Origin of the sequence: Brachybacterium sp. AOP29-B2-41 (assembly GCF_052378395.1) — a bacterium.
Taxonomy (GTDB): domain Bacteria; phylum Actinomycetota; class Actinomycetes; order Actinomycetales; family Dermabacteraceae; genus Brachybacterium.
The window spans coordinates 1-26,017 of sequence record NZ_JBQSXR010000023.1 but is presented as its reverse complement, the minus strand read 5'-3'; the positions used below and the strand labels follow the sequence as shown (position 1 = coordinate 26,017).

Sequence of the window (26,017 nt, the reverse complement as noted above, 5' to 3'; positions counted from 1 at the left end):
CCACTCAGCTGTGCTCCGTCATCTGTACCAGAGCTTCCACCGCGGGCACCAGAGTTGCTCTGGATGCCATCCCGAAGACGTCGATGGTGGGGACCATGACCGTCGGAAGCTTCGTCGATGGCAGAGCAGCCAGCGGCCCTGCGATCAGCGCTGCGGCCGGCCGAGCTGCCGCCGCAGCACGCTCGATGTACTCGATCTCGGTGGGCGATGGCCCTGCCTGCCCGTAGCTGACCGCCAGCACGGCGTCCACCTCCTCGGTCTGCTCGACCCGGATGCGCCGCACCTCGCACTCGGCGACGACCTCGAGCGTCGACAGCAGGGAGAGGGGCGGCGCGTCGGTGTCCCTCGGAGAGTCGACGAGCACTCCCAGCACTGAGGCTGGCTCGAGCCGCAACGGAAGCTCACCGCCCGGGTCATGGCGCTCGAGCAGCTGGGGAAGGCGGATGTCCGTGTAGGTTCCGGTGTCCTCCGAGGGCAGGGGCCCTGGGTCCGGCACCGCGCGCTGCGACGCACGCACCACCCTGACGAAGGCGGTGTGCACTGCGGTCTCGTCGATCGCCCCAGTGGCATAGAGGCGCTCGAGCTCGTCGAGCAGTGGATCGACCTCATCGGGCCAGCAGCGGATGTTCATGACGTCGCATCCGGCGTGAAGGGAGGAGACGAACGCCTGGGCATATCCGGCCTTGTCGGCGACCGCCGCCATGCGCAGGGAGTCGGTGACCAGGAGGCCCTCGAAGCCGAGCTCGCCGCGCAGCAGGTCGGTGCAGATCTCTCGGGAGAAGGTGGCGATCTCGTCGATCCCCAGCTCCGGCAGGAGCAGGTGGGCGGTCATGAGGCTGGCGACCCCGGCGTCGATGACTCTGCGGAACGGTTCGAGGTGGATGCTCTCGTGATCAGCCCGGTCTCTGGAGACGATCGGCAGCCCGAGGTGCGAGTCGACCTCGGCATCACCGTGGCCCGGGAAGTGCTTCGCGGCGGCGAGGACCCCCGCTCTCTGCAGTCCGCGCACGAAGGCGACACCGTGCTCTGCCACGGTGTCGGGATCGCTCCCGAAGGCACGCACCCCGATCACCGGATCGTGCACGGCAGTGCGCACGTCGATCACCGGCTGGAACACCCAGTCATATCCCGTGGCGGCGAACTCCCTGCCGACCGTTCTGCCCACCGATTCTGAGAGTGCCGGATCGGCGATTCCGAGCGCGGCAGCGTACGGCACATCCGTACCGCCGGTGCGCGTGGTGTAGGAGAGGCCACGTTCAGCATTGGCGCCGATCAGCACCGGGATTCCACTGTGCTCGGCGCTGAGCCGATGGATCTCCGCATTGAAGTCCCTCGCGACCGTGGGCCCGGCCGGGCCCTCCCGTTCCAGCAAGGGTGGTCCGTGGACTGCGCCGATTCCTGCCCGGAGCACCTCGATGGTCCGCTCGGTGGGAGCCCCGCGTGAGTCCATGTCAGACCGGATCAACAGCAATCGGGCAAGGCGCTCCCGAGGGGTGGCGCCATCCCAGCTGCGATCAGCGTGCTCGTCGAATTGGACTGTCATCGGGGTCCTCCCGGATTCCTCGGTGGACCCTCACCGTAGATTCTGAAACCAATTTTTACAACCGGTTGCAGAATGCACGCCCAGCCTCTACCGTGACGCACAGCACTACTATGCAACCGGTGGAGGGAGCCGTCCGTGGCGACAGTAGATCGAGACGAACTCGTATCGATCCTCCGCAGCGCCGTCTATGGGGAGGGTCCGGCACAGCCGGTCTCACTGCAGGTGAGTATCCATTCCACGGCGATCGGTCTCGGAGGCACTGCTCGCGTGCGTAATCTGCTGCTCGAGCTCTCCACCCCGCAGGGAGTACATCCCCTGCTCCTGACCGTGTTCACTCCGGCTGCCACCGATTCTGTCCCGCTGATGGTGGGCTTGAACTTTCGCGGCAATCACACCGTCAGTACCGATCCCTCGATCGCCGTGCCGTCGGAGGTTCCCGGGCCACTGCACTACGACCGCTTCACCGAAGATCCGCAGCCGAGGGGCTCCTATGCCTCACGGTGGCAGGTGCCGACGCTGATAGAGCACGGTGTCGGCCTGGCCACCGCGTGCTATCTCCAGCTCGGGCCGGATTCTTCCGCACTGCGCACCACCGGCGCCTTTCCTCTGCTGCAGGGTTCTGGCGCGACGGACTGGGGCGGGATCGGACTGTGGGCGTGGGTGATGCAGCGCATCCTCGACGTGCTGCGCGAGCACTCCCTCGGCAGCGAGCACATCGCCTTCGGCCATTCACGCCTCGGCAAGACGGCGCTCTGGGCAGCGGTGCAGGACGAGAGGTTCGCCGGCGTGATCGCGAACAATTCAGGGTGCATGGGGGCGTCGATGTCAACCGCCTCGGGTGCTGAGACCCCAGAGCTGATGGCGGAGGTTCGCCCGTACTGGTTCAGTGAGGACTTCCCGCAGCGCGTCCAAGAAGGTCCTTCTTGGCCCGGCGCGGACGAACTGCTCTCCGCGATCGCCCCTCGCCCCGTCTATGTGGCCAGCGCTGCGGACGATGCCCCGGCAGATCCCGCCGGGGAACTTGCAGCTGTGGAGAGCGCCCGTGAACGCGCACCAGAGGGAACGTTCGGCCACCACCAGCGCGACGGGCCGCACGACGTCACCGCCATCGACTGGGAGCACTTTCTGACGTTCTTCGATACCGCTGTGAGCACCGCCGCTCGAGCGGCCCAGGCACCGCCGACGAGAGGCAGCCCAATGCCCTGACACTCCGGTCTCCGCCCATATCTCCACCCTCCGCTTCGACGAATCCCCCCGGTCCACCACCTGCAAGGAAGCAGTGATGACGACACGCTGGATCAAGAACCTGACCGCCCTCCTCGCGGGCGCCGCACTCGCACTCGGCGCCGCCCCCGCCCTCGCCACGCCCTCCGAACCCGCACCTGCACCTGCACCTGCGCCAGTCGCTGCTGCACGCTCCGGCACCCCTCACCACACCACCATGCTGGGAGACTTCGCCGCCCCGATCTACCACGAGGAGACCTCCCCCGAAGGTGTGAAGCTGGTGAACGCCGAGGCGACCCTCGATGCGCTCGAAGAGGCCAAGGTCAACACCTACGCGTACCCGATCTTCGGGCTCCCCCACTACGGGGACGGCACCGCCGGCCCGCTCGAGATCACCCAGTCGCAGTGGGACCGGATGCCTGAGTTCGCCGATGCCGCCGCCGAGCGGGGCATCGACGTCTACCCGTACCTGGTGCCGCCGTCGATCGGAGCCCTGGACACCAGCGTCCCGCGCCCGGAGCAGGAACCCGGGATCGCGCCGTTCGGCTGGGACTACATCGCCTGGGCCGAGGAGACCGCGAAGCTCTCGAAGGAGCATCCGAACATCGGCGGTCTCTTCATCGACGACTTCGACTCCAACACGCTATATCACCACAGCCCATACAGCTTCGCGTTCACCCCGGAGTACGTGGAGCAGATGTCCGCCGCGGCGAAGCAGCACAACCCGGACTTCACGATCCACGGAGTGGTCTACTACCAGTCACTCGAAGTCGCGTCACATTTCCGGGGTGCTCTGGACGGCGTCGTGTTCCCCTACCGTGCGCATACAGGAGACCCGGGAACCGCGGATGCGTCGAAGGTCCGCGAGGAGGGTGAGGTCTACGGCGACCTGACCCATTGCCTTTCGGGCGACACCTGCTTGCAGCTGGCGTCATTCGCGGAGGCACCTAGCAACAGTGCCGCCACCGCGAGCACGAGCGTCGATGTCACCGACGGCGAGCAGCACGAGCTCCAGATCGCGCTGAACCACGACAACTACCTGCCAACCTGTGAGGACGGATCCTGCTACCAGTTCTCGGTCCCCAACTACACCCCCACCGCCAACGGTGACTACACGGCCATCTCCCAGGAGGTGACGGTGACCGGTGACGGTCCACACCGCCTCTCCTTCTGGACCGGAGCGGTCCACGGCAGCCTGGCCGGCTATCACGTCCTCGAGGCGCTCGTGAACGGCGAGGTCGTCGCCTCACGCGACGTCAATGATCCCGCCGGCCCGAAGGGCTTCGACGTGGACGTCACCGCGCATGTGGCGGACGGCGAGACCGCGACGGTCACGTTCCGGCTCCACAACGCCAAGGGCGTAGGCAACTACGACGGTCAGATCTTCCTGGATGACATCGCGCTGACCGGGGCGGAGATACACAACGCCTCGTTCGATGATCCGGGATCGCAGGCTTGGGCGACGGAGCAGGTGGGCGAGGCCATGAGCTCCGGCTACACCGCCGGTCAGCATGTGGTCGAGCTCCTCGTCGACGAGACGGTTGCCGCCTCATTCCCCGTCGGCGGCTACACCCGGTGGAGCACGCACACGGCCGATCTCACTGACGCGCTGTCCGGTACCGATGCGGCCGAGGTCTCGGTACGCCTCCGCACAGTGGGGAACGATCATGCTCGCCACGTGTGGGTGGACGATCTGAGCATCTCCGGCACCAGCCTCGTGGGTGAAGGGTTCGATGATCTCGAGGGCTGGGCTCTCGATGAGGCCGACGGCACTTCTGCCGAGCAGGTCGAGAGCTTCGATGCTCTGTTCATGCTCTACGCCTCACGGCTCTCCAGCGACGTGCCCGGGCACCAGCCGAGCCCGGAGTACATCCGGGAGGTGCAGGCCGCCGGACTGGCGATGGTGCAGGAGCAGTTCTTCGACGGCTCGCTGATCTACGTCCTGAACCTCTCTGCACCGCTGGACCATCCGGACGGCGTGGAGCGAAGGATCATCGGCGAGCTTCACGGGGACTTCCTGGCCACCGACACCGCGACCTGCGATGTCGTGCTCACGGATGATCAGCGCAGCCTGACGGTCGAGGAGGGGCGCACCTGTGTGATCGGCGCAGACGTCCACGGGAGCACGATGGTGCACTCCGGTGCGGAGCTCACGATCATCGACTCCGAGATTCGCGGCCAGGTGACGGCCCACGGCTCGATCACGCTGTGCGGCACGGATCAAGGCGGCTCCTTGAACATCACCGGGGCCCCGGAGGTCCGGATCGGAGCCACCCCCGAGCTGTGCGCAGGGAATGCACTGCGAGGCAGCGTCACCATCTCGGACACGGCCGGAGTCTTCACCATTGCGGGCACCACCGCTCGCGGTTCCCTGGAGTGCACCGGCAACGCTCTCGCACCGGCCACGCGAGAGACCACCAACCAGATCAGCGGCGCGGCCGGTGGCCAATGCTCCGCGCTGTGATCGCCACGTCAGCTGTGTTCACCCAGTCAGAGGAGACTCCCATGACCACCACCCGACGCACACTGCTCGCCACCGGCGCGGGCCTCTCAGGACTCGCCCTGGCCGGATGCCTCAGCACCGGAGGCGGGGAGTCCGGAGGCGGCTCCGGTGAGTCCGGCGCCGCCTCGAGCGGCGGCGGAGACGACGGCCCCCTCGAGGGCAGCGTCAAGTTCTGGACGATCAACCTGAGGAAGAACTTCCAGGCCTACTTCGACCAGCTCATCGCGGATTTCGAGGATCAAAACCCGGAGGTGACCGTCGAATGGGTCGACGTCCCCGGCCAGGAGATGCAGACCAAGTACCTGGCCGCGCTGACCACGGGAGACGTTCCCGACGCGGTCAATGTCGACTCGAAGAACCTCGGCCAGCTCGCCACCACCTTCGCGGACATCGAGGGGATCTTCTCCGAGGAGGAGCTGGCGGTCTACCAGCCGGGCCTGGTGGACGGGCTGCGAGTGCAGGGCACCCTCTACGGCATCCCCTGGTACAACTCGGGCACTCTGGTGGGCGTATGGCGGAAGTCGACCATGGACGAGGTCGGTTTCGATCCCTCCAGTCCCCCACAGTCCTGGGAGGAGGCTCTGGACCTCGCCGATGAGGTGCACGAGGCGACCGGCGTGTACGGGACGAACACCGATCCGAGCATGCGCAGGCTGCAGGCGATGGGCGTCGAATTCGTCAACGAGGATCTGACCGAGGCGACGTTCGCCACGGAGGACGCCGCGAACCTCGTGAGCAGATTCCAGGAGTCCTATGCCGGAGGCGGCATCGCCCCCGGCGCATCAGCGCTCGATGCTCAGGAGCCGCAGACGGTCGCCAACGGCCAGATCGCCTTCCAGGCAGATATGGGTCCCGGCCAGATCACCACGCTGCAGAACGACGCCCCGGATGCTTATGCGGACATCTACGTGACCACCTCTCCGCGTGATCAGAACGGCAACGACCAGATGACCGGACAGCACTCGATGGCAGTCCCTGCACAGTCCGAGAACCCCGCCGCGGGGGCAGCGTTCATCAAGTTCATGACCAGCGCCGAGGCGCAGCTGGCCTTCTGCGAGCTGGTCCCGATCTTCCCCTCGGCGAAGGAGACGCTAGAAGCTCCGCTGTTCACGGAGGAGGCGGGAGACGATCCGGCCGAGCAAGCGCGCCGGATCGTGGTGGAGAACTTCCCTAATGCGGTGGATACGACGGTGCAGCTGCCGCCCGGCATCCCGGATCAGATCCGCCAGGACTTCATCATGGCGATGAAGGAGACCATGCGGTCCGGCGATGATCCCGCCCCTGTGCTGGAGACCCAGCAGGCGGCTTGGCAGGAGCAGCTCGACTCCGCACAGGATGCCGGCTGAGGACCCATGAGAGCCGCAACCGCTGCCCCTGAGGCTGAGTCCCGCCGCCGCGCCACCCGCGGCGGCGGGGACAGCCGCCCCTCCGCGTCGCCGCCGATTCGCAGGCGGCGGGGCGGGCCCCGCGCGGTGACCTGGTACGCGCCGTGGCTGTTCCTGCTTCCGATCGCGATCCTGTTCGTCGTGTTCTTCCTGTGGCCGGCTGTCCTTGCCGTGCAGCTGGCGTTCTACGACTACTCGGTGATCCGGCCGGCGGAGCTCGTGGGGTTCGACAACTTCCGCCGCATGCTGGGCGATGAGCGGTTCTGGCGCGCGACGCTCAACTCGCTGCTGTACATGGTGGGATTGATTCCGCTGAACGTGGTGATCCCGCTGGTGCTGGCGGTGATGGTCAATCAGAAGATCCGCGCGATCGGCGCCTTCCGGGCGATCTACTATCTACCGGCCATCACCTCGATGGTCGCTGTCGCGATCGCCTGGCGGTATGTGTACAACGACGCGGGAGTCATCAACTGGATCCTTCAGGCGGTCGGCATCACCGACCAGCCGATCCAGTTCCTGCTGTCCACGGACTGGGCGCTGCCGTCCATCCTGTTCATCGAGGCGTGGAAGCAGATGGGCACCTACATGCTCATCTACCTGGCCGGTCTCCAGGCGATCAGCAGCGATGTGTACGAGGCTGCGAGGATCGACGGCGCCAACGCCGTCCAGCAGTTCCTCCGCATCACCGTTCCGCTGACCATCCCCTATGTCGCAGTGGTCCTCACCCTGACGATGGAGAGCGCCTCGAAGGTGTTCACCTCGGTCTTCGTGCTCACCGGCGGGGGCCCGGACGATTCGACGATGTCGCTGGGCTACTACATCTGGTCGCTCGCCTTCCAGCGTTTCGAGATGGGCTACGCGAGCGCGATCGCCCTGGTCCTGTGGGGCGCGCTGATCGTCCTGGCCATGCTGAACTTCCGAGTCTCGAGGTCGCGCTATGACGTCTGAAGGAACCACCGTCCAGGACCGCCCCCTTCTCAGCGATCCCCCGCCGCCGACGAAGCTCAGACGGCGGCGCCGATCTCCGCGCCGGATCGCCCAGCGGGTCGCGAACTACGGGCTGCTCAGCTTCGCCGCGGTGTTCTTCGTGGTCCCATTCCTCATCCTGCTGACCACCTCGCTCACGCCGCTCGGGGAGACGCTCTTCTCCGACCCGCCGCGCCTGTTCGCCTGGCCGGCTTCGCTCAGTGCTTACGTCACCGCCTTCGAGGCGGTGCCGATGCTGACCTATCTGGGCAACTCGCTGCTGTATGTGGTCACGATCGTTCCCTTGAGCGCTGCCGTGTGCGTCCTTGCCGGGTATGCCTTCGGGGCGCTGGAGTTCTCGGGGCGGAATCTCTTCTTCCTGGCGATCATTGCGACGATGTTCCTGCCCGCCGAGGTCATGCTCATCCCCCGCTTCATCGTCACCACCGATCTGGGGCTCGCCAATGAGTACCTGGGAATCATCCTGCCCAGTCTGCTCACCGCCTTCGGGACGCTCATCATGCGTCAGGCATTCTCCGCGATCCCCCGGGAGCTGAGGGACGCCGCTCGGATCGACGGCGCCAACGAATGGCAGATCTTTCGCCGGGTGATGCTGCCGGTGGTGAAGCCCTCCATCGCGATCGTGGCGATCTTCGGATTCGTCAACGTGTGGAACGACTTCCTGTGGCCGCTGGTGGTGCTCAACGACGAGTCGAAGTACCCGGTGGCCCTCGGGATCGCCTACCTGGCGGGCATCGGCAGCACCGACGAGCGCTCGCTGGCTGCCGGCTCGGTGATCTCGATCATCCCGATCGTGATCTTCTTCCTGATCCTGCAGCGGCAGATCATGGACGGGATGAAGGGGTCCGTGAAGGGGTGATCTGCCGACGCACACCGCTCACCACGGATCGCCCACCCCGACGAGCGACGAGTTCGAGCGATGCACGACCACCGGCGCGGGCCCCTCGTTGTGCACACTCACGGTGAGCCGCACCGTCTCTCCGCACGGCTCCGCGGGCAGCAACTCGATGAGCTCGAGCGACAGCAACCGGTGATGCCTCCAGATATCGATGTGGTCCGGCGCCGTCGACTCGGTGCCGAGGACACCGCACACCGCTCCGCTCGCATCGACCAGCTCAGCCTGCAGCTCGGCGCTGACGGTGCTGCCGTCCTCGTCGAGGGTGTCTTCCGAGCACCAGGTGCGACCGTCCTCCCGGGAGCCATTGAGGCCGGTGCAGGCGGTCAGGTGGAGCGTGGTGAGTGCCCGCAGCTCATCCTCACCAGCGGCCTCCACGGGCAGGTCCACCGTCATGACCACCTCGTCGGCTCCGACGGCGACGGTGCGGGGCAGCCCCTCCTCCGAGTACTCGAGCGCCTCCCCGTCCACGGGTTCGGCGCGCCAGGTGCCCTCTATCTGGAAGGTGGTGCCATCGGAGGCGACGTCGTCGTAGGGGGCGGAGGCCTTGATGCTGCAGTCGATCGCGCCGTCCTCGGGCACGCTGATGATCCCCTGGTTGCGGTACGGCGTCACTTCGCCGGTGAGCATGTTCTGGGTGCCGCCCACCGAGATGCCGGGGCCGCCCGCCTGCGGGGAGCAGCTCAGTGTGATCCCCAGGTACATGGAGCGGCCGCCGCTGCCCTCAGGTTTCATGCTTTCGAGGTCCATGGTCACCACGTAGGTGGCGCCGGCCTCGGCCCAGAAGGTGTTCTGCGCGAAGCGGGTCTCCTCGGGCACGGTGAGCGTGACGTCGTCCACGGTGGAGACGGGGGCGAGGGGAAACGGCGGCGGCGTGACCGGAGCGGCCGACGGTTCCGGAGCGGTCTGCGAGGCGCCATCTCCCTCACGGTTCAGCATCACAGCGAGAACCACCACGAGCGCCACCGCAAGGAGCCCTCCGAGGAGGAGCCGAACCCGACGGCGCCATACGACGTGCGGGTCGACCTCGGTCATCGCCGTCCTTCGGGGAGTCAGGGCTGCTGGCCCGTGCCACAGTACTGGGCAGCACGCACGCGGGCGACGTCGAGGCGCTCCCGATGCCCTCTAAGATGAGCGCCAGCCCATTCCCATCTCGGAGGTCCGCTGTGCCCGTCCCGTTGTCCAAGAGCATTGCGTCTCTCCGCAAGGCCTTCTGGCATTTCCGGCAAGGTGGTGCCGCCCAGGTCAAGCTCTGGTGGAGCCGCGAGGACTCGACGGGGCTGGCCTCATTCCGCAAGGGCCTCTGGCATCTTCGCCATGGCGGCATATCGGGGTTCCGCACCTGGCGAAGCCGTCAGGCCACCCGGCGCGCACGGCCTTCGGGAGCGCACGGAGAGCGGTCGGGAGCGCACGCGAGCTCAGGATCTGCAGTCCGCAACTCCGACCTGGCACGTGAGGGCTTCCCCTTCCCCGAGATGCGCCCCGAGCCGGAGTACGCGCCGCGGCAGGATCACGTGCTGTACATGCTGCACAACGCCCTCCCCCACCACTCCGGTGGGTACGCGACCCGCACGCACGGTCTGCTCACCGAGCTGAACCGTGCTGGCTGGGATGTGGACGGCGTGACGCGCCTGGGCTACCCCTATGACATGCCGAAGATGGCGGATGTCCCCGATCTGCCGCTCCACGAGCGCGTGGGCGAGGTCGATTACCACCATCTGCTTACGGGTCGCCAGATCGAGAAGAAGAACCCGATGTTCGACTACACCGAGCGGTACACGGAGGCTCTCCTCCCGCTCGCCCGGGCGGAGCGCGCGGCGATCCTCCACGGGGCCTCGAATCACTGGAACGGTCTGGCCGCGGTGAAGGCCGGCCGCCTCCTCGGGATCCCCTCGGTCTACGAGGTGCGTGGTCTGTGGGAGGTTACTCGAGCATCGCGCGATCCCGAATGGGGTCGCAGCGACCAGTACAGATATCTGGCGCGGATGGAGGCGGACACCGCGCGCGGTGCCACCCGCGTGCTCGCCATCACCGAGGCGCTCAAAGCAGAGCTGGTGGACCGCGGCGTCGACGCCGACAAGATCACGCTCGTCCCCAACGGTGTGGACTCCGAGCGCTTCACCCCCATCCCCCGCGACGAAGAGCTCGCCGCTCAGCTCGGAGTCACCGGCAGGACGGTGATCGGCTATGTGGGCACCGTCGTGGACTACGAAGGCCTGGACCTGCTGCTCGAATCCGCCGCCGCCCTGAAGCGCACTCGCGAGGATTTCCACGTCCTGATCATCGGGGACGGCGCCAAGCTCGAAGAGCTGCAGGCCGCGGCGAAGGCTGACGAACTCGGGGATGTCATCACCTTCACCGGGCGGGTGCCGCATGAGGAGGTGGAGCGCTACTACTCGATCATCGACATCACGCCCTTCCCCCGCCTGCCGCTGCCGGTGTGCGAGATGGTCTCCCCGCTCAAGCCGTTCGAGGCGATGTCGATGGGCAAGGCAGTGGTCGCTTCCGATGTAGCTGCGCTGGCGGAGATCGTCACCCCCGGAGTGAATGGTCTGCTGCATGAGAAGGGCAGCGCCGAGTCGTTGACCGAACGGCTCACGACCCTGCTCGACCGGCAGGACCAGGTCCAGCTGCTCGGCGAGCAGGCCCGCCAGTGGGTCGTGGAGAACCGCGACTGGCGGCAGCTCTCGGCGCGGATCGCAGAGGTCTACTCCGAGGTGACCCGCTGAATACTTCGATGCTCCTCCGACGGACGGCCAGCCGATGACCCTTGATCTACTCGCGGCGACCCGCCAGGACTTCGTCGCCTCGTTCCGCCCGGCAGATGTGAAGCAGCTGCTCGCTGGGCGACTTCATATGTCACCTCATCCGGCGTGGGCCCTCCCAGAGGAGCCCACCTGGAAGGAGGACCCGTTCACAGACAGGAACTGGACCTTCCAGTACCACATGCTCCGCTGGTTGGAGCCGCTGCGTCGCGCCGCGGCGAAGGGTGACCAGCGGGCGTACGCGATGTGGTGGCGATGGACAAAGGACTGGGTGGAGAAGAACCCTCGTTCCGCACCCCAATCACCCTGGGCGTGGACTGATATGTCCGACGGGATCCGCGCACAGCAGCTCTGCCTCGCCGCTCCACTGCTCGCGAAGCAGGACCCGCAGCAGCTGGAATGGCTCGAAGCCGTGATCCGTGACCATGCCGAGCACCTCGCCGACCCGAAGTTCATGGGCAACGCGAACCATGCCCTGCACCAGCAGGAATCGCTCTTCGTCTGCGGCCGGGTGCTGGGAGACGAAGACTTGTGGACGCTCGCCGCCGACCGCATGAGCGCTCTTCTGCACGAGCAGTATGACGAGCAGGGCGTCAATGCCGAGGGCGCCGTCGCGTATCACTACAACAACTACCTGTGGTGGGAGCGTGCGCTCAAGCGCTTCGATGCGGAGCGGATGCCCCGCCCAGATGGCGCGGACCGTCACCTCCATGCCCCCGAGGAGATCGCCCACGCCACACGGCCCGACGGGACGCTGGTCTCCATCGGGGACACCGATCTTCAGAATCCGAAGATGGTCGAGAGCCCGTTCACCGCGTTCGTGACGTCCAATGGCAGATCGGGCACCGCCCCCAAGGACCTGGTGAAGGTCTATGACGCGGGCTATGTGTTCGGTCGCAGCGGCTGGGGCACTCGGTCGAGGCCGTACGCCGACCAGACCTTCTACTCTCTCCGTTTCGGTCCGTCGCGCCGGGTGCACGGCCATCCTGACGGGACGTCGCTCACCTATTCGGCGAGCGGTGTGAACTGGCTGGTAGATCCTGGGAAGTACCAGTACGACAAGAGTCCAGCGCGCGCCCATTTCACGTCGCGCGCTGCTCATTCCGTGCTCACGATCGAGAACCGTAAGGTCTTCAGGAACGCTGATGTCCAGCTGGTGAGTCAGCTGACGACCTCCCGGATCCACGACTTCACCCTGGAGGACGACAGCTTCTCTGGCGTCGAGCTGCGCCGCCGGGTCATCTTCTCGATCACTGGCGAGTACCTCGTGGTCATCGACCATGTGGCATCGAAGCGGAAGGTGACCGGAACCCAGCGTTGGCAGTTGGGGCCGGATGTCGAGGCCACGGTGGGAGACCACCACGTCGGCCTCGCCTCGGGCGAGCGCCGTGGGGCCCTCTGGTTCGACCAGGCACCATTGGATCTGTCGACGGTCACCGCGCAGGACGACCCCTTCGACGGCTTCGTCTCGACCGGGTGGAAGAAGATGGCGCCGGCGACGGCAGTTCTGGCTCGACGCTCCGGCACGGAGCTCCGTTTCGTCACCGTGCTCGCTGCGGGCCCCGGCGGCACTCCGACGGTCGATCCCGTGCCCTTCGGCCAGCCTGACTGGATCTGCTTGGACATCGATACCGGGAGGCTCCGTGAACGGATCCTGATCTCCCCGACCGCGGTGTCCCTCCCCACCATCCCGTCCGCCACACGACTGTAAGGCGACATGACCCGGTCAAAAGGTCGCGCGCCAGGTATCCCGCGGGCAAGCTCAGAGATGACCGTCCCTGGGAAGAGTGCGCTCCCTGCGGCAACGCGAGAGGATCTTTAAGAAACGGTTACCTCGCGTTCATTTTTTGTGCAGGTGTCGCGATGATGTTGTCTAGATGACAATCGACCCGCTCCAGGCCGCCCGGGGACGTCCACAAGATACGGTGCTCTGGTCAAGCCCTGTCCCCACCCTCATGTCCAGGAGTTCACGATGAGCCCGAACGCTTCTCTCGATACCGTCAGCGTCATCGGCCTCGGCTATATCGGCCTGCCGACAGCCGCAGTCCTCGCGCAGGCAGGCAAGACGGTCATCGGAGTCGACGTGAAGCAGGGTAACGTCGATGCGATCAACGCGGGCACCGTCCCTTTCGTCGAGGAAGGACTCGAGACCGTCGTCGCAGGCGTCGTCGCTCAGGGCAAGCTGTCCGCACAGCTGGAGACGCCGAAGGCTGATGCGTACATCGTCTCTGTGCCCACCCCGTTCAAGGGTGACCATGACGCGGACCTCTCGTACATCGAGGCTGCCGCTCGCGGGATCGCCCCTCAGCTCTCCGGTGGTGAACTGGTGGTCCTCGAATCCACCGCCCCTCCCGGAGCGACCGAGCACATGGCCCAGGTGATCCTCGACACCAGGCCCGAGTTCACTCTCGAGCCGAATCTCACCAACTCCCTCTACTTCTCACACGCCCCTGAACGGGTTCTCCCCGGTCGCATCATGATCGAGATGGTCGAGAACGACCGCATCATCGGCGGCATGACCAAGGAAGCCGCGGAGATGAACCGCGAGCTCTATGCGAGCTTCTGCCGCGGTGAGCTGCTGCTCACGGATGCGAAGACGGCGGAGATGGCGAAGCTGACCGAGAACGCCTTCCGCGACGTGAACATAGCCTTCGCCAATGAGCTGTCGATCATCGCGGATCGCCAGGGCATCGATGTGTGGGAGCTCATCGAGCTCGCCAACCACCACCCGCGCGTGAACATCCTCCAGCCCGGCCCGGGCGTGGGTGGACACTGCATCGCCGTGGATCCGTGGTTCATCGTCTCTGCCGACCGCCAGTTCTCCAACCTGATCCGCACGGCCCGCGAGGTCAACGACTCCAAGCCTGAGCTCGTGATCGAGAAGGTGCTCGAGAAGGCTGACCGCTTCAAGAACCCGACAGTGGCAGCACTCGGTATTGCGTTCAAAGCCAACATCGACGATCTGCGCGAGTCCCCGAGCCGCAACATCGCCGGGGCTCTCGCCGAGAAGCTGACCGGCGGCACCGTGCTCGTCGTGGAGCCCAACGTGGACGAGCTCCCCGCAGAGCTCGCCGCAAAGGACAACGTCGAATTGACCGACCTCAGCTCCGCCCTCGAGCGCGCTGACATCGTGCTGCTGATGGTGGATCACGCCCCCTTCAAGGAGGTCGACCGCGAACTCCTCCAGGAAAAGATCGTCATCGACACAAAGGGCCTGTGGCGCTGAGCGCTCCTGCATATCCGTGGTAACCCCTGCCTCACGACGCCGTGGTCTCCGCGCGTCGTGGGGCAGAGGCCTGTCCCGCGGGCCTGCGGACGACAGTCCTACGACTCTGGGCGCGATCTATAGCGCTCCTTATGCACGCTGTCGCCTGGGACAGTAGATTCAGACGCACCGCATTCTGTTCACGAGACCTGAGTGCCCGGACGCCGTGCACTGCCATCGGCCTAAGACACCCACCCTCCCCCGCTCCCCTGGACTGATACGGAACGAGTCATGAACTACGACGAGACCCGCCCTGACGATGAGATTCAGCTCCTCCGCGCCCAGGAAGCGATGTCCGATCCGGTCTCCTTCCTCCGTCGTTTCGAGAAGCTCGCCGCTCGTGACCGCCGTCAGAGGCAGCAGATCAAGACTCTGGAGACGCAGCTCAAATCCGCTGCGAAAACGGCGGAGACTGCCACGCAGCAGAAAGTGACGATCCGTCGGCTCGAGCAGAAGCTGCAGAAGCTCGAGCAGATGCATCGCACCAAGCGGGATGAGCTCCTGGAGCGACTGACAGACGCACAGGGACGACACGTGGAGAGCGTGCGGGAGAGCCGACGGCTTCGTGAGGACCTCGAGCGGGTACGCGGGTCACGGACATTCCGCGTAGGCAAGGCCGTGCTGAGCCCCACCAAGATCTTCCGCGGATCCACAGCGGCACCGCATGAGGTGCCAGTCGCAGACCCGTCTCCGGAGCTGCCCTCCGCGGTGGGTGCAGACGACGCGGCGCCCTTGCAGTCCGCTGAGCAGCTGACGCCCAAGGCGCCACAGCCCGTCCCCAGCGAGGCCGCTGGCTCGGAGCCCACGACGGCGCCGACAGCGATAGTCGCGGGCCCCCCGCAGGTGACGGCTCCCTCGGATCCCGCCGACGCCCTGGCAGCGGCCCTGACACCAGAGGCATCTCCGTGGGAATCCCCGCTTCCCGTGGGGCAGCGCGATCTGGAGACCCTGCGCCACGAGCTCGATGTCCATCCAGACCCGGTGACCTTCTATCGGGTCCTGAACCGCAGCTGGTACGGGCACGGCATGATCGACGAGCCCGCGCAGCTGATCCTCGACCACCCCGAGCTCGTCGATGCGCTCGCTGAGCGGGAGCGGTCGATCACCGACCGAATCCTCGGCGACCATCGGCTCCGCCATGTCGGCGTCCCTGTGCCTCCACGCACGGAGGGGATCGCCTACCTGCCCGAGCCCGAGCGGGTCATGTACTGCGTGCACTCCACTCCGGCGTTCAACTCCAACGGGTATTCGACGCGTACCCGCGGTGTCGCGAACGGATTCCACCATTCAGGCACCGACGTGCGCGTCGTCGCACGCGCCGGCTATCCATGGGATACCCGCGCCGATGTGCCCAAGCCCGCCGCGGTGCGCACGGTGCGCACCCTCGATGAGGTGCCGTACGTGCATCTCCCCGGCACCGGTCTCGGCACCGTCCCCATGGATCGCTATCTCATCGAAGCCGCGGATGCTTTCACCCGCGAAGCACTGCTCCAACGCCCGTCAGTGATCCAGGCAGCGTCGAACTACCGGACCGCGATGCCCGCTCTGATCGCAGCTCGACGGGTCGGCGTTCCCTTCGTCTACGAGATCCGTGGCTTCTGGGAGATGTCGCAGGCTGCGGACAAACCGGCGTGGGACGGCAGCGAGCAGTACCGCACCATCGAGCAGCTCGAGACTCAGCTCGCACGGGAAGCGGATCACCTTCTCGCGATCACCCGCCAGGTGAAGGACGAGCTCCTGCGCCGAGGGATCCCCGAGCACAAGGTCACCGTCGCCCCCAACGCTGTGAACACGGACGAGTTCGTGCCGCTCCCCAAGGACGCCACCTACGCGAAGTCCCGGAAGATCCGCACGGACGTCCCGGTGATCGGCTTCGCCGGGAGCATGGTCGGATACGAGGGACTCGCCACGCTCATCGAGGCGTCCTCCACCCTCTCGAGCCAGGGTGTGGACCATCAGGTGGTGATCGCGGGCTCCGGCCCGGCGGACAAGAACCTCCGTGCCCTGCGCGCAGAACTCGGTGCGAAGGAGGTGATGTTCTTAGGTCGGCGTCCGATCGAGGAGATGCCGCGCCTGCTGAGCACCTTCGACATCGTGCCGCTGCCCCGCCTCTCCCTGCCGGTGACCGAGATGGTGTCGCCGCTGAAGCCCCTCGAAGCGTTCTCCACCATGAAGGCGGTGCTGCTCTCCGATGTGGCGCCGCATCGGGACCTCGCCGGGAAGACTGAGGGCCGGGCGCGTCTGTTCCGGGCGGGCGATGCGGAGTCCCTCTCCAAGGCTCTCGCGGAGCTGCTCACCAACGCGGACGCACGTCGCGACCTGGGACGGTCGGCCCGCCTCTGGGTCCTCGACGAGCGCACCTGGACCACCGTCGCCCGCACGATGAGCGCTGCTCACCGCTCGGCGGTCGCGGAGCATGCGGCCTCGGTCGCGCCGATGAGCGTCGACCTCAGTGACGTCACGATCGGCCTCATCGCTGACGAGTTCACCACCAAGTCGATCTCCGCCTCGGTGAACACGGTCGCCATCGATCGCGAGCGCTGGCTCGCACAGCTCGAACAGGATCCGGTCGATCTCGTGCTGGTCGAATCCGCCTGGTCCGGGAACAACGGGCAGTGGCATCGTGCTGTGGGCGCGTACGAGCCCCATGAGCACCAGGACATCCAGGACCTGCTCGGCTACTGCCGAGAGAACGGCATCCCGACCGCCTTCTGGAATAAGGAGGATCCGATCCACTTCCAGCGGTTCGAAGCGACCGCTGCGCTGTGCGATCACGTGTTCACCACCGATGGCGGGATCATCGGCCGGTACCTGGCCACCCCGGGCTCGGTCGCACGCACTGTCTCCTCGATGCCGTTCTACGCGCAGCCCGCGATCCACAACCCGCTGCCCACCGAGCGCCCCTACCGCCACACGGTCGCCTACGCGGGCACTTACTACGGTGACCGCTACAAGGAACGCTCACAGGACCTCTACCGCATGCTGGAGGTCGCGGCAGGGTTCGGACTCACGATCTATGACCGGCAGGCCGCCTTCCCGGACTCCCCGTACACGTTCCCGCCAGAGTTCGCCCGCTTCAGCGACGGAGCACTGCCGTATGACGAGGTGATCGATTCCTACAAGTCTCACCTCGCCCATCTCAACGGCAACTCGGTGATGAACTCCCCGTCGATGTTCTCGCGCCGCGTGGTCGAGATCGCCGCCTGCGGCGGCATCGCACTGTCTGGCCCCGGCCGGGGAGTCGAGGAGACGTTCGGCGGGCTCATCCCCGCCTCGAAGGATGCCCTGTACTGGCGAGCCCTCCTCCACTCATGGTCCACGGACCCGGAGGCCCGGGTGCGCGAGGCCTGGCGCCAGATGCGTGCGGTGCACCGTTCTCACACGGTGCTGACCGCGATGACGTTGCTGCTCCGCACTGCGGGAGTACGGGTGCGGGCCCCTCGGCTCGACGACTACGCCGTGGTGCTCACCGCGAACTCTGCCGATATCGTCGACGGGGTCCTCACGCAGTCGTACCGGCCCCGTGAGGTGTTCGTTCCCGGTGGTTCGACCGAGACCACGCGCCGGCTTGAACTCGCCGGGATCACCGTTCGTGACTCCTCCGAGACGGGCCAGGCCGATTCTCGCTGGATCGGGCTCATGGATGCTCCGCTCCCCCGCACCTGGTTCGAGGACCTGCTTCTGGCCACCCGCTTCGGGAGCTGGGACCGCATCGACGCGGAGAGGGCCGACGCTGATTCAGTGGGTCGCACCCTGGCCGCGCCCGGTGCCTCGGAAGGCTCCTCCACAGGGCTCGTGGCCACGGTGATCTCGAAAGGATCCCCCACGGTGGAGGACGCCCTGCGTACTCGCACCGAAGACGCCGTCACGCTCCTGGTGGCCGCGCCCCGTGCGGAAGAACTCTCTGTCCACACCGCCGCTGACAGCCATGCTCTGGATGCTCCGCCAGCCGCGCCACAGACGATCATCGTGGCGGGCCACGACCTGAAGTTCGTGGGACCGCTGGTCGGCGCCCTCGAATCCGCCGGGCACACTGTGCTGATCGACCAGTGGGAGAGCCACACCCAGCACGACGAGGAACGCTCGCTCGAGCTGCTGGCTCAGGCCGACACCGTCTTCTGCGAGTGGGGGCTCGGCAACGCGATCTGGTACTCGAAGCATGTGCGACCCCAGCAGCGGCTCATCGTGCGGGTGCACTCCCAGGAGCTGTTCCGGCCCTATCTGAGCCGAGTTGACCACACCCGCGTGGACCGCTACATCTTCGTGGGCGAGCTGATCCGTCGCGCCGCCGTGCAGGGCCACGGGGTCCCAGTGGCGAAGACGCAGCTGATCCCGAACTTCGTGCGCACCGAGGATTTCGCTCTCGAGAAGCGAGAAGGCGCCGCCAAGACCATCGGGTTCGTGGGGATCGTCCCCCGCGCCAAGCGACTGGACCTCGCGGTGGACGTGCTCGCGAAGCTCCTCGAGGAAGATCCGGAGTACCGCCTGGTCGTCAAGGGACGCCGCCCGGAGGAGTTCCCCTGGATGGTGAATCGCCCGGAGGAGATGGACTGGTACCGCGAGCAGTACTCCCGCATCGAGGAGATCAATGCCGCTCACCCGGGTGCGGTCACCTTCGACCCGCAGAGCGATGACATGCCCGAGTGGTATCGAAAGATCGGGATCGCGCTCTCGGTCTCGGACTTCGAGTCGTTCCACCTGACCATCGCCGATGGCGCGGCCTCCGGGGCGCTTCCCGCATCGCTGGCCTGGGCAGGAAGCGACTTCCTGTACCCACGGGAGTGGCTGAGCGCTACCGTCGACGGGACGGTCACATCGATCCGAGCACGCCAGGCCCTGGCGCGCACCGAGCGCGAGGAGATCGAGAGGCGGTATGCGATCAGCACATCGATGCCCGCGCTTCTGAACGTCCTCGGCGCGGCGGACGCACAGACCGGGCACTCCTCATGAACGGCGCGGATCCCACGGCCCCGGCACGGCGCTTCTCTCGCGAGATGGCCGAACAGCTCGCCTTCGGCGCGCCTTTCGCACCGACGCCACAGGACGCGCAGAAGGCCGCTGCCCTCGTCGCAGGAACCCTCGACCTGCCGCCGAACAAGACCTGGAGGATGCCGGCGGAGATCACCTGGTACGAGAATCCGTTCAAGGAGCCGAACTGGGTCGCGCAGTTCCACATGCTCCGCTGGATCGATCCATTGCGCCGGCAGGCGGAGAAGGGGAATGTCGCCCTCCTCGACCTCTGGCTGCGTATCGCGGAAGGATGGATCGAGAAGAACCCTCCAGGTCGGGGACGCGCCAACTATTCCTGGGCCGACATGATCGAAGCTGCGCGGGCCATGACGTTCGCCTTCGCCCTCCCCGTGATCGAGGACCATCACCCGGAGAAGCTGCCGATCTTCCTCGACTCGCTGGAGCAGCACGGTGAGTGGCTGGCTGAGGAGAAGCACATCCGCACCGGCAATCACGCGCTGCAGCAGCACCAGGGACTCCTGGTCATCGGGGCCGTGCTGGAGCGCCCGGAATGGGTCGAGCTGGCGGTGCAGCGAGCAGAGCAGATGCTCCATGAGTCGTATGACGATCAGGGGATCAACGAAGAGGGAGCAGTCCAGTACCACCAGATCAACTTCCTCTGGTGGAACGCCCTCGGGAAGCGGGTGCAGATCGCGACCGGCTCCACCCCGGACGCTTTTCAGCGGGTGGCCAAGGCTCCCCTCGCGATGGCTCATGCGACCCGCCCGGACGGACGGTACGAGCTGATCGGTGATACCGAAGAGTTCACCCCTCGCGCACTCGGCCATCCGGCGATCGACTATGTGAGCAGCGCCGGCACCAAGGGGATCGCCCCTCTCGACAGGGTGGCCATCTTCGATGCGGGCTACGCCTACGGGCGCTCCACCTGGGGAGACTCGCGCCAGCGCTTCAAGGATGCTTCCTTCTACAGCCTCCGATTCGGGCCCCAGAACAGAATCCACGGCCATGCCGACGGGATGGCGCTCACGCTGTGGGCCGGGGGCGAATCGCTGCTCGTCGACTCGGGAAAGTACGCGTACGACGCGAAGGATCCCTACCGGGCCCATCTGCTGAGCCGCGAGGCCCATAACTCGCTCTCGATCGCCGATGCTGAGTATGACAAGACCGCCGCCGTAGAACTGGTCACCTCGAGCACGCACGACGACTTCGAGCATTACCGCTTCGACGATCACGGCTATGCGGGCGTGCACCTCACACGGAACGTGCTCATCTCTCTGCGCTGGCAGGTCGCGGTGCTGGTCGACTCGTTCACTGCCGACCGTGACGTCACGATGAGCCAGTGGTGGCACCTCTCCCCCGAGGCGAGCCACCGGCGCGAGGACCCTGCCATCATCGCCCGCACTCCGACCAATGAGCTTCGCCTCGTCTGGATCGAAGACACCACCTCCCGGATCACCCGCGGCACGAAAAGCCCCTACCAGGGCTGGTTCTCACCGACCTGGCGCAAGCTCGAGCCGACCCGCACCATCGAGGCGACAGCATCAGGGCGGTCGGGCCGCCTCATCACGGGGCTCAGCTTTTCCACTGCCGCTGCTCCTCGCTCCTTCAAGATCACGGCGGCTGATGAGCAGGAAGGCCTGCTCCTCCGCATGCAGCGTGGAGATAGTCAGATATTCACCGCGCTCGTGCAGGAATCTGCCGCAGCACTCACCCTCGGGGACCACACCGCGTCCGAAATCGCGCTGGCCCTGAGATAATCGTTCACCCCTCCTGCACCGCAGGGACCTCGAAGGAGAATTGATGCGCCTGTTCGTCGGAATCCGGACCAAGAACGATGTTCCTCGTTCCGAACGCGGCCCTCTGCGTGATGCCGTGCGTGCGGCGCAGGCTGCGCTCAATGCCGTGCAGCCATGGCCAGAGGAGAACACGACGCAGGATCTCCGCTGGATCCCCGGAGAGGGCAAGGTCGCCACGCTCTTCCACTCCAACGAGGAGCCGCCCATCCCCGAACGGGAAGGGTGGATCGGCAACAAGGCACGCATCTGGTCCTGGTCAGGAATCATGGGCAGCGACCTGCACGCCGGCCTGAAAGCATCGAAGGCCGATTCCGTCGACGATGTCGCCGTCTGGTCGGGCATCGGCAGCTTCGCCCTGCTCGGCGCGACACCGGACACCCTGGTGGCCTTCACCAACCAGCACCGCTCCGAGGGGCTGTATTGGATCTCGACCCCTACAGCCGTGGTGGTCTCGAACTCCGCGGCCCTCCTGGCGGTGATGCGGGGCAACGGGGCTCCGGAGTACAGCCGGATCGGCACCGCTGCCTTCCTCATGCACGGCCTCCCGTTCGCGGACGCAACGCCGTTCGCCGGAGTTCGTACTCTCGAGGCCGCCGCCAAGCTGATCTCGGACGACCGCACCGATGCCCGGATCGAGTTCGACGAGGTGGAGCAGGACGCCGGTGCCACCGACGTCCACGCCACAGCGGAGAAGATCGCAACGGGCCTCGTCGAATACGCGCGCATCCTCGCCGCCGGGTCCGGGGAGGTTGCTGCAGCGATCACCGGAGGCAAGGACAGCCGTTTGGTCGTCTCCACCCTGCATGCCGCCGGCATCGACTTCTCGACCTACACCAACGGGTTGCCCGAGAGCGGCGAATCGGCCGTGGGAACCCGTGTCACCGAGGCCCTCGGGGTGGAGCACAAGCTGCACACCCCACCCGTGCGGCGATCGGCCAGTGGGAAGTCGATCTTCGAGGCGCGCCCGGAGGCCCAGGCATGGGCGACGCTGCGCTCCACCGGAGGTATGGGCAATGCCTTCACCGTGCTCCCGGACCCGTCTCGCGCGCATCTGTCCGTCACGGCGAAGACCAACTTCGGTGGTCAGGGTGGGGAGATCATCCGCGGGGGCTTCGCTCGGGAGCTTCCCACCGATCCGAGCAGCAGCGACGCCTTCACGGCGTTGACCTCGCGCTGGTTCAACAACAAGGACCTGCTCACTCCACTTGCAGCCGAAGCCGTCATTGCTGACGTGCAGGAGCACCTCGACATTGCAGATCGCGACCCGGTCCAGGCCGCGTTCCTCGCCTATGTCACCAACCGCACGGGCCGCTGGCTCTCGACCATGCGACATGGAGAGTCCGTGACGGCGTCGCACACGACCTTGCTGATCAACAATCAGATGATCCGCCAGCTGCGTTCGCTGCCCTCCTCGATGCTCCTCGGGGAGCGGATCGCCCACGAGGTGATGTCGATCCTGGCTCCCGAGATCGTGGACCTGCCGTTCTTCCGGGATCGCTGGGCGTTCGAGAAGAACGGGCCGGACGCGACGTACAAGCCCGAGAGCTGGGACGAGCGTGCGCCGTACACCGCGCACGATCAGCCCCGTGCGAACTTCAACTGGCGCGTCGCGTACAGCCAGCCGCTGAGCGCGTACTTCAAGCAGTTCGTCCTCTCGAATGAGTCCCACCTTCTCGATGACATCATCGATCGTGCCGCAGTGAGCGCGATGCTCGACGGCAAGAAGTACCGCGCACCCGCCGCCTGGGCGCTGTTCTCCGCAAAGTTCATGGCGAACGATCAGTGGTTGAGCACGGCCGCTCCCCAGGGTCAGATGATCGAGATCGAGGTTCCTTCCTGATGAGTCCCAAGCCCGAGAGCACCTCCGCCGCTGAAGGTGACGACTCCGCGGCCCCGACGAATGTCTTCATCTGGGGAAGCTGCGTCAGCCGAGACACCTTCGGCTTCCTGCCCGAAGAGTTCACCTTGGCGCGATACGTGGCCAGGCAATCCCTGATCAGCGCGGGTACCAATGCGAGCTCTGTGCGTTCACAGATCACCGATCCGGCGTCGAAGTTCCAGGCACGGATGATCCTCGGCGATCTCACCGGAGATCTGTACCGCTCACTCGAGCAGCACGCTGCGGAGACCGACATCGTGCTGGTGGACCTCGTCGATGAGCGCGGCGGAGTCATCGATTTCGGCGACGCTTACGCCACAAAGCTCAGCGAGTTCTGGGGCGCCGGCGGGCGCGATGCGTCACGCGGCGCGTCGCAGATCCCCTTCGGCACCGACGGGCATTTCGCGCTCTGGCAGGAGGGGGCACGACGATTCGTCGGCGCGCTTCGCGCCGCAGAGCTGCTGCCCCGCACCCTTGTGCTCCACTCACCGTGGGCCAGCGAGTTCGACACCGGCGAGCAGCTCGAGATCCAGAGCTGGATGAAGGACCCCGCCACCGCGAACCAGGAGTACACCCGGTACGTCACCTTCCTCCGCGATTGCGGACTGCAGGTGGCGGAGCTTCCTCCGGAACTCGCAAAGACTTCCAGGGACCACCAGTGGGGCCCCAGCCCGTTCCACTATCAGAACAGCGCCTACGAGTACTTCGCGAACGCCATCACCTCGGTGACCGACTCCGCTGCGGAAACCGTTCGACGAGAGCCATTCCCACGCCGCGACACCTCCGCATGGGGCGACGGCGACTTCACCGACGTCAGCACTCCGAGCGAGATACCCGCGACGCTGCCGGAGTCCCTGTATCTGACGATCTGGCACAACGGGTACCCACTGGACCTCTACGTCGAGAATCTCGGTGCTCCGACCACCCTGGTGAGCTTCCATGCGGCGCTCGGCGGATCCGGTCTCAAGCCGCCTATCTTCACGGGCCGCGCCATCAGCGCGGGCAGCGGGATGAACAGGATCTTCGTCTCGGATCCCGGGCTGCTCACGGCGGACGACCTCGGCCTGGCCTGGTACCTGGGCACGAACTCGCTCTACCTCACCGCACTGCTCACCGAGGCAATCCGCGAGCTCCAGTCCCGCATGAGCGCCAAGCACCTCGTGTTCTTCGGAATGTCCGGAGGTGGGTTCGCCGCCCTGAACTTCTCTCACGAGTTCCCGGGATCTCTCGCCCTCCCCGTCAACCCGCAGACCCGCATCCTCGATTACGCCGAGATCCATTGGGACGCCATGGCTCGAGCATGCTTCGGGACAGCTGATACTGCGCAGTCACGCGCGGCGCTGGAATCCCACCCACGGGCAGACCTGCGCGCGGTGTACGCAGCAGGGTTCGCCAATACGGTGATCTACGTTCAGAACTCGGCAGACGCCCACGTCTCGACGCAGCTCATCCCCTGGTTCGAGGCCGTCAGCTGGCGGCAGAACGCCATGCTCCTCTTCGGCGATTGGGGCAACGGCCACGTTCCGCCGCCAGCCGTCGTCCTGAAGAAGCTGATCGAATCCATAGCTTCCGCGGACGGCGACTGGGTTTCCCTTGCTCGGGGCTGGCATGCGAGCGTTCAACCGAGCAGAGAAATGGTCAAGCAGCGCACCGGGCGGTGAACTGCCTCAGGCGCCGATGTAACTCCGCACCATGGGTGGGGCCTCCGGCATTGCCAAGGGGAGCATCCGTTCGTCTCCGTAGCTGCTGGCCCAATTGAACAGTCGAGCCAGCATCCGCCCTTGTCCTCGCAAGTCCGTGGGCGGCGCGGCGCGAAGAGAATCGATCAGAGAAGTCTCCAGACCGTCCGTCTGCATCTGCTCCGCCAGCGCCGACAGACCAGTCATGATCGCCGGCGCCATATCCGGCCGTGGCCTGCCGCGATAGCGGTTCGGACGTATCGCCTGCTGGGACCGCTTCTGTGCTTTCCGGTAGTCGTCGATGCGGGAGGCGATGCTCGACCAGTCCCGGATGGGAGAGCGTTGCCCGCTCCAGGGCCACGGTCCGGACTGGTACTCGAGATCATGCAGTTCAGGAGCGAGGCTCTCGACGATGTCATAGAGGACCTTCCCTTCGTACCGCTCGGCCGGGTCGAGGGCCTCGGAGGCACGCAGCAGAGCTGACTGCTGCAGGATCGAGACGTTGGTGGCCCCGTAGGTCTGCCCCCAGCGACGACCGCCGGCATGTCCACGCATCCTGAACGTCTCATAATGACGGTCGAGCGACTGCGCAAGCGTGGAGCCCGGCAAGTACCTTATAGCCTCTATGAAACTCTGCTCACCCTTCTCCGCGAGATCACCAGGAATGTGGAACGGGCTTCGGAGACCCTGTAAGAGAGTTCTCGCGTCAGCGTCTGTCGAGTCTTCTGTGTGCGCCATCCGCTTCCACGAGGGGTGGGACTCCAAGACCCCCGCCCAATACCCTCGGTAGATCTCGCCTCCAGCGCCATTGATCCGCGCTTCAGGCTCCGTGAGCCGGTACGTCAGCCCCAGCGGAACGAATTGATTCGTCAGGCCGTGTCGGTAGTTCTGGAATCGAGCGAGCTCTCCTTCAACCGTCGTCGGCCATAGATCTCGTGGACTGCGCCAATCGACCCATCCCAGCCCTAGCCCCTCGACGAGCCTGGAGGAGATCTCGAGGTCCTGCTGGACAGTTGGCGAATGCGCGATGCTTCCGCCTGGCGGAGTCGGATCCGTTGCTGCGATCTGGACTCGATCTGCGCATCCAGCGCCGAGAACGAGCGCCAGCACCACCCGCGAGTCCTT

The 26,017-nt window shown here is 66.0% G+C and carries 15 protein-coding genes; 12 read left to right on the top strand and 3 right to left on the bottom strand.

Annotated elements, in window-relative coordinates; all coding sequences use genetic code 11:
* Positions 1-4: 4 nt before the first annotated feature.
* Positions 5-1,543, bottom strand: coding sequence for a glycoside hydrolase family 3 protein (locus ACT3T9_RS16625; RefSeq protein ID WP_444607092.1), 1,539 nt, complete (start codon positions 1,541-1,543; stop codon positions 5-7).
* 267 nt (positions 1,544-1,810) lie between these two features.
* Between ACT3T9_RS16625 and ACT3T9_RS16620 the strand changes: the two genes are divergently transcribed.
* The 5 genes from ACT3T9_RS16620 (at position 1,811) to ACT3T9_RS16600 (ending at position 8,501) form a co-directional block, all read left to right on the top strand.
* Positions 1,811-2,749 (top strand): glucuronyl esterase domain-containing protein, encoded by a 939-nt coding sequence (locus ACT3T9_RS16620; protein ID WP_444607091.1) that lies wholly within the window; start codon positions 1,811-1,813, stop codon positions 2,747-2,749.
* A gap of 76 nt (positions 2,750-2,825) precedes the next feature.
* On the top strand, positions 2,826-5,231 hold the full coding sequence (locus ACT3T9_RS16615) for a hypothetical protein (RefSeq protein WP_444607090.1): 2,406 nt from the start codon (positions 2,826-2,828) through the stop codon (positions 5,229-5,231).
* A gap of 41 nt (positions 5,232-5,272) precedes the next feature.
* Entirely contained in the window at positions 5,273-6,616 is a 1,344-nt protein-coding gene (locus ACT3T9_RS16610; protein ID WP_444607089.1) for an ABC transporter substrate-binding protein, read from the top strand.
* A gap of 6 nt (positions 6,617-6,622) precedes the next feature.
* Positions 6,623-7,603, top strand: a complete 981-nt coding sequence (locus ACT3T9_RS16605) for a carbohydrate ABC transporter permease (protein WP_444607088.1) — start codon at positions 6,623-6,625, stop codon at positions 7,601-7,603.
* Entirely contained in the window at positions 7,593-8,501 is a 909-nt protein-coding gene (locus ACT3T9_RS16600; RefSeq protein WP_444607087.1) for a carbohydrate ABC transporter permease, read from the top strand. Before ACT3T9_RS16605 ends, ACT3T9_RS16600 begins: the two co-directional genes overlap by 11 nt.
* 18 nt (positions 8,502-8,519) lie before the next feature.
* On the opposite strand, the gene ACT3T9_RS16595 is transcribed toward ACT3T9_RS16600, so the two are convergent.
* On the bottom strand, positions 8,520-9,572 hold the full coding sequence (locus tag ACT3T9_RS16595; RefSeq protein WP_444607086.1) for a hypothetical protein: 1,053 nt from the start codon (positions 9,570-9,572) through the stop codon (positions 8,520-8,522).
* 440 nt (positions 9,573-10,012) lie between these two features.
* Between ACT3T9_RS16595 and ACT3T9_RS16590 the strand changes: the two genes are divergently transcribed.
* The 7 genes from ACT3T9_RS16590 (at position 10,013) to ACT3T9_RS16560 (ending at position 24,874) form a co-directional block, all read left to right on the top strand.
* Positions 10,013-11,266: a glycosyltransferase gene (locus ACT3T9_RS16590; RefSeq protein ID WP_444607085.1), complete on the top strand. Its 1,254-nt coding sequence runs from the start codon at positions 10,013-10,015 to the stop codon at positions 11,264-11,266.
* Between the two features lie 34 nt (positions 11,267-11,300).
* Entirely contained in the window at positions 11,301-13,013 is a 1,713-nt protein-coding gene (locus tag ACT3T9_RS16585) for a heparinase II/III domain-containing protein (protein ID WP_444607084.1), read from the top strand.
* Positions 13,014-13,274: 261 nt separating this feature from the next.
* The gene (gene wecC, locus ACT3T9_RS16580) at positions 13,275-14,528 is read left to right on the top strand and encodes a UDP-N-acetyl-D-mannosamine dehydrogenase (RefSeq protein ID WP_444607083.1); all 1,254 of its coding nucleotides are present in this window, start codon (positions 13,275-13,277) and stop codon (positions 14,526-14,528) included.
* Positions 14,529-14,798: 270 nt separating this feature from the next.
* Positions 14,799-19,517, top strand: a complete 4,719-nt coding sequence (locus tag ACT3T9_RS16575) for a glycosyltransferase (RefSeq protein ID WP_444607082.1) — start codon at positions 14,799-14,801, stop codon at positions 19,515-19,517.
* A 44-nt stretch (positions 19,518-19,561) separates the two neighbouring features.
* Entirely contained in the window at positions 19,562-21,295 is a 1,734-nt protein-coding gene (locus tag ACT3T9_RS16570; protein WP_444607081.1) for a heparinase II/III domain-containing protein, read from the top strand.
* A gap of 43 nt (positions 21,296-21,338) precedes the next feature.
* Entirely contained in the window at positions 21,339-23,174 is a 1,836-nt protein-coding gene (locus ACT3T9_RS16565; protein WP_444607080.1) for a hypothetical protein, read from the top strand.
* On the top strand, positions 23,174-24,874 hold the full coding sequence (locus tag ACT3T9_RS16560; protein WP_444607079.1) for a DUF6270 domain-containing protein: 1,701 nt from the start codon (positions 23,174-23,176) through the stop codon (positions 24,872-24,874). Before ACT3T9_RS16565 ends, ACT3T9_RS16560 begins: the two co-directional genes overlap by 1 nt.
* Before the next feature lie 6 nt (positions 24,875-24,880).
* Here the strand turns inward: ACT3T9_RS16560 and ACT3T9_RS16555 are convergent.
* On the bottom strand, positions 24,881-26,017 hold a 1,137-nt coding region (locus ACT3T9_RS16555; RefSeq protein WP_444607078.1), incomplete at its 5' end, for a hypothetical protein.

Coding starts and splice junctions, on each gene's coding strand:
- ACT3T9_RS16605 (WP_444607088.1), top strand. CDS start 6,623: ATGAGAGCCGCAACCGCTGCCCCTGAGGCTGAGTCCCGCCGCCGCGCC.
- ACT3T9_RS16575 (WP_444607082.1), top strand. CDS start 14,799: ATGAACTACGACGAGACCCGCCCTGACGATGAGATTCAGCTCCTCCGC.
- ACT3T9_RS16565 (WP_444607080.1), top strand. CDS start 21,339: ATGCGCCTGTTCGTCGGAATCCGGACCAAGAACGATGTTCCTCGTTCC.
- ACT3T9_RS16570 (WP_444607081.1), top strand. CDS start 19,562: ATGGCCGAACAGCTCGCCTTCGGCGCGCCTTTCGCACCGACGCCACAG.
- ACT3T9_RS16610 (WP_444607089.1), top strand. CDS start 5,273: ATGACCACCACCCGACGCACACTGCTCGCCACCGGCGCGGGCCTCTCA.
- ACT3T9_RS16600 (WP_444607087.1), top strand. CDS start 7,593: ATGACGTCTGAAGGAACCACCGTCCAGGACCGCCCCCTTCTCAGCGAT.
- ACT3T9_RS16615 (WP_444607090.1), top strand. CDS start 2,826: ATGACGACACGCTGGATCAAGAACCTGACCGCCCTCCTCGCGGGCGCC.
- wecC (WP_444607083.1), top strand. CDS start 13,275: ATGAGCCCGAACGCTTCTCTCGATACCGTCAGCGTCATCGGCCTCGGC.
- ACT3T9_RS16560 (WP_444607079.1), top strand. CDS start 23,174: ATGAGTCCCAAGCCCGAGAGCACCTCCGCCGCTGAAGGTGACGACTCC.
- ACT3T9_RS16590 (WP_444607085.1), top strand. CDS start 10,013: ATGCGCCCCGAGCCGGAGTACGCGCCGCGGCAGGATCACGTGCTGTAC.
- ACT3T9_RS16595 (WP_444607086.1), bottom strand. CDS start 9,572: ATGACCGAGGTCGACCCGCACGTCGTATGGCGCCGTCGGGTTCGGCTC.
- ACT3T9_RS16585 (WP_444607084.1), top strand. CDS start 11,301: ATGACCCTTGATCTACTCGCGGCGACCCGCCAGGACTTCGTCGCCTCG.
- ACT3T9_RS16625 (WP_444607092.1), bottom strand. CDS start 1,543: ATGACAGTCCAATTCGACGAGCACGCTGATCGCAGCTGGGATGGCGCC.